Raw genomic sequence first — 3,163 nt, 5'->3', positions numbered from 1 at the left:
ATCAGGAACACTGAGTTTAAAATGGGAAAGTTATTTTTAGACGACTCCTAAGCCATGACATCCAGACAAATGTCGCCTGGACGAAGCGGAAACGTGAAACATGAAGCCCCTTTTTTATAGTGGTTCAGTTTGGAGGGATAAAAAAAAGAAAACCCGGTAATGAGGACCGGGTTTCTTTGAAAGATTCAAGCAGTGGGAAATCAAGTTATCGGGAACTTTCCCAGCATGAGCTTTTGCCGAACTTTTACTCTCACTCTGAGTCAAGGCTGATCTCATCATCCTCTTTCTGATGCCATATCTTCAGAATCAAGACCTCACGGTCGTCAGCAAGATAGCGAATCTTGTAATCCCTGATGATCAGGTCACGCAAACGGGGGTTCAGTGTATCCCCTACCAGAACGCCCATATTCTGTTGCTGGCAAAGGTTGTTAATTTTCCTGACCAGATACTCCGCCATTCGCTGTGCTGCAGACGGATTTTTTTCTGCAATAAACTGTCTCAGTCGTTTCAGGTCATCAACGGCGCTTTTGGAAAACCTGAGTTTCATTCAGGTGCCTCCAGCTCATTATCACTGCCCCAACTTTCCAGCCATTCCATCACGGCGTTACCATCTACGCCATCTCCCCTGCGCACCTGGTCCAGTGCTTCAAGGGTCTCGTCCCACTCCTGCATTTCACGGGCGTGTTTCTTGATGTACTCCCTGACTGCTTCATTAATGAGATAGTTCCGGCTACGGCTCAACACTTTGGCCAAACGGTTTAACGGTTCTTCAATATCCTGATTCAGACGAACGCTGGATACACTCATACATGACCTCCTTTTTAGTGTATTACATTGTAGTACACTTAAGTTTGGCCTGCTGTCAATAGGGTCCATGCGGGATAACCCCGGATTGCTCCAGCAAATCCTGAGCCTCATCCTCTGCCAGCCGGATCAGCTCATTGCAGACCTGACGGCACTTCTGCTGCCAGCGGTAAATCTGTCACCATTCATAACTCTCTATTTTGGTCAACCTGTCACCATTTTTTTAGATAACTGCAAATACGGACGAGCAACCAAAAACAATAATTCAAAAAAAGCCAATTTAATCAGTGGATTATAACGTGTACGAATGATTTAAAACATCATTCAATATTTTGGACCTGTTCCCGCATTTGCTCGATCAAGACCTTGAGGTTTACTGCACTCTGGGTAAGGCCTGCATGAATTGACTTGGAAGACAGGGTGTTTGCCTCCCGGTTGAGTTCCTGCATCAGAAAATCCAACCGCCGCCCGACCGCTGCCTGCTCCGGGTTTTCCAAGGTTCTGCGCACCTCAGCTATATGGGTGTCCAGACGATCGAACTCTTCATCAACATCCATCTTGTGAGCCAGCATCACCATTTCTTGCTCCAGTCGCTCCGGATTTAACTCCTGTCTGGCTTCAGTAAGTCGATCAAGGATTTTCTCACGCTGGCTTTGCAGAATTACCGGCAGCAAACCACGAAGTCGCTGCACCTCATCCCCCATTGTATCCAAACGGGCCTCAATAAAAGACTTCAGCTCCTGTCCTTCCCGCTGTCTCATCTCATTCAGTTGCACAAGCGCTGCGTTGAACCCTTTTATGGCAGCCCGATGAACAACGGCCATTTCTGTTTCCTTATTACCCTGCACGCCAGGCCATTGCAAAATCTCAAGAGGATTAACCGGTGCAACCCGGGGAAAATGGGCCTCAATCTCACGCACTGTCAGTTGCAGCTTTTTCAGCAGGGCACGATTCAGGTCAAGCACCTGCTCTGTCTCATTCAACTGATATTTAAGACTGCATTCAATCTTGCCTCTCTTCAGTTGCTTTCGAATCAGTTCTCTCAATGCAGGTTCGATCTCCCGTACCTGTTCCGTGAGACGGAAGTGGGGCTCAAGGTAACGGTGGTTAACAGATCGAATCTCACATATCAGGCTTCCCCAATCCTCCTGTATTTGAACACGGGCGAACGCCGTCATGCTGGACGTCATGAAATACTCTTTTCTCAGTGGGCTAATAAAAGCCGATTATTCCAGAAATGTATCGAAAAAATAAACTGATAAGATAAGCTTTAGAAAGCTAAAGTACTAAACATTGTAACCACTTCTTGAAGTCAAGCACTCAAAAGTTTTCTTGCGCAAGGCCCTGATCGGGGCGGCCCGGCCTGATTGGGGGACGGTTTACGACGATTTTGCTAATTTTCCAAACTCTATTTTCCCGACAACCCACTGAACAGTTATAATTCCGCAAATTTTGCAGTGCTTGTGTTTTTTCAGACATACCAAGGTAACCCAAATGCGCCCTAGCGGAAGAACGGCAGACCAATTACGTAATGTAAAAATTACCCGAAACTATACCAAACACGCAGAGGGATCTGTGTTCATCGAGTTTGGCGATACCAAAGTCATCTGTACTGCGTCAGTCGAACGCGGTGTACCCCGTTTTCTCAAGGGAACCGGACAGGGCTGGATTACCGCTGAGTACGGTATGTTACCCCGGTCCACCACAGAACGGATGGGAAGGGAAGCCTCCCGGGGCAAGCAGGGTGGCCGGACACTTGAGATTCAACGCCTGATTGGCCGCGCTTTACGCGCTGCGGTAGACATGAAAAAGCTCGGGGAAAACACCATTAATATCGACTGTGATGTGATTCAGGCCGATGGCGGCACACGCACAGCCTCAATTACCGGTGCCTGTGTAGCCCTGGTTGATGCACTGCGTTACATGCAGGAGAAGAAAATGGTCAAAAGCGATCCTTTCCTGTATATGATTGCTGCCATTTCCGTGGGAGTCTACAAAGGCAGCCCGATACTTGATCTGGATTATCCTGAGGACTCTAGTGCTGAAACGGATATGAATGTGGTAATGACTGATGCAGGCGGATTTATCGAGGTTCAGGGAACCGCAGAAGCATCCCCTTTCAGCCAGAATGAAATGCTTGCCATGATGGCATTGGCACGATCCGGTATTGAGGAAATTATTGAGTTACAGAAAAAAGCGTTAGCGGAATGACACTTTACTGCCTTTCATTTTGCTTGGGCTAACTTTAATAGAATTCGGCTATATGCCGGATTCTACTCTCTGACACTCCCCGCCCTATCGGGTGAGGGTTCTTGATCGCTCAAGAACGTTTCTGTTTCACAGTCCGTAGCTCAGGGAA

General features: G+C 47.6%; 4 protein-coding genes. 1 reads left to right on the top strand and 3 read right to left on the bottom strand.

Annotated elements, in window-relative coordinates; genetic code table 11:
* Nucleotides 1–250: 250 nt before the first annotated feature.
* The 3 genes from KDK14_RS16590 to KDK14_RS16580 form a co-directional block, all read right to left on the bottom strand.
* Nucleotides 251–547, bottom strand: coding sequence for a type II toxin-antitoxin system RelE/ParE family toxin (locus KDK14_RS16590; RefSeq protein ID WP_257266289.1), 297 nt, complete (start codon nt 545–547; stop codon nt 251–253).
* Complete coding sequence (locus tag KDK14_RS16585; RefSeq protein ID WP_257266288.1) at nt 544–807, bottom strand: CopG family ribbon-helix-helix protein; 264 nt, start codon at nt 805–807, stop codon at nt 544–546. The genes KDK14_RS16590 and KDK14_RS16585 overlap by 4 nt, the downstream gene beginning before the upstream one ends.
* A gap of 317 nt (nt 808–1,124) precedes the next feature.
* Entirely contained in the window at nt 1,125–1,994 is an 870-nt protein-coding gene (locus KDK14_RS16580) for a YicC/YloC family endoribonuclease (protein WP_257266287.1), read from the bottom strand.
* Between the two features lie 304 nt (nt 1,995–2,298).
* On the opposite strand from KDK14_RS16580, the gene rph reads away from it, so the two are divergent.
* Nucleotides 2,299–3,015 carry a ribonuclease PH gene (gene rph, locus KDK14_RS16575; protein ID WP_257266286.1) on the top strand — a complete coding sequence of 239 codons (717 nt, stop codon included), beginning with the start codon at nt 2,299–2,301 and terminating at the stop codon, nt 3,013–3,015.
* The last annotated feature ends 148 nt before the right edge of the window (nt 3,016–3,163 follow it).

The organism is Endozoicomonas sp. ONNA2, from assembly GCF_024606365.1.
Classification (GTDB): domain Bacteria; phylum Pseudomonadota; class Gammaproteobacteria; order Pseudomonadales; family Endozoicomonadaceae; genus Endozoicomonas.
The sequence above is the reverse complement of the archived record's forward strand: the minus strand, read 5'-3'. Positions and strand labels throughout refer to the sequence as shown.

What these genes read in the sequence shown, in the direction of transcription:
- KDK14_RS16585 (WP_257266288.1), bottom strand. Translation starts at nt 807, where the DNA reads ATGAGTGTATCCAGCGTTCGTCTGAATCAGGATATTGAAGAACCGTTA.
- KDK14_RS16580 (WP_257266287.1), bottom strand. Translation starts at nt 1,994, where the DNA reads ATGACGTCCAGCATGACGGCGTTCGCCCGTGTTCAAATACAGGAGGAT.
- KDK14_RS16590 (WP_257266289.1), bottom strand. Translation starts at nt 547, where the DNA reads ATGAAACTCAGGTTTTCCAAAAGCGCCGTTGATGACCTGAAACGACTG.
- rph (WP_257266286.1), top strand. Translation starts at nt 2,299, where the DNA reads ATGCGCCCTAGCGGAAGAACGGCAGACCAATTACGTAATGTAAAAATT.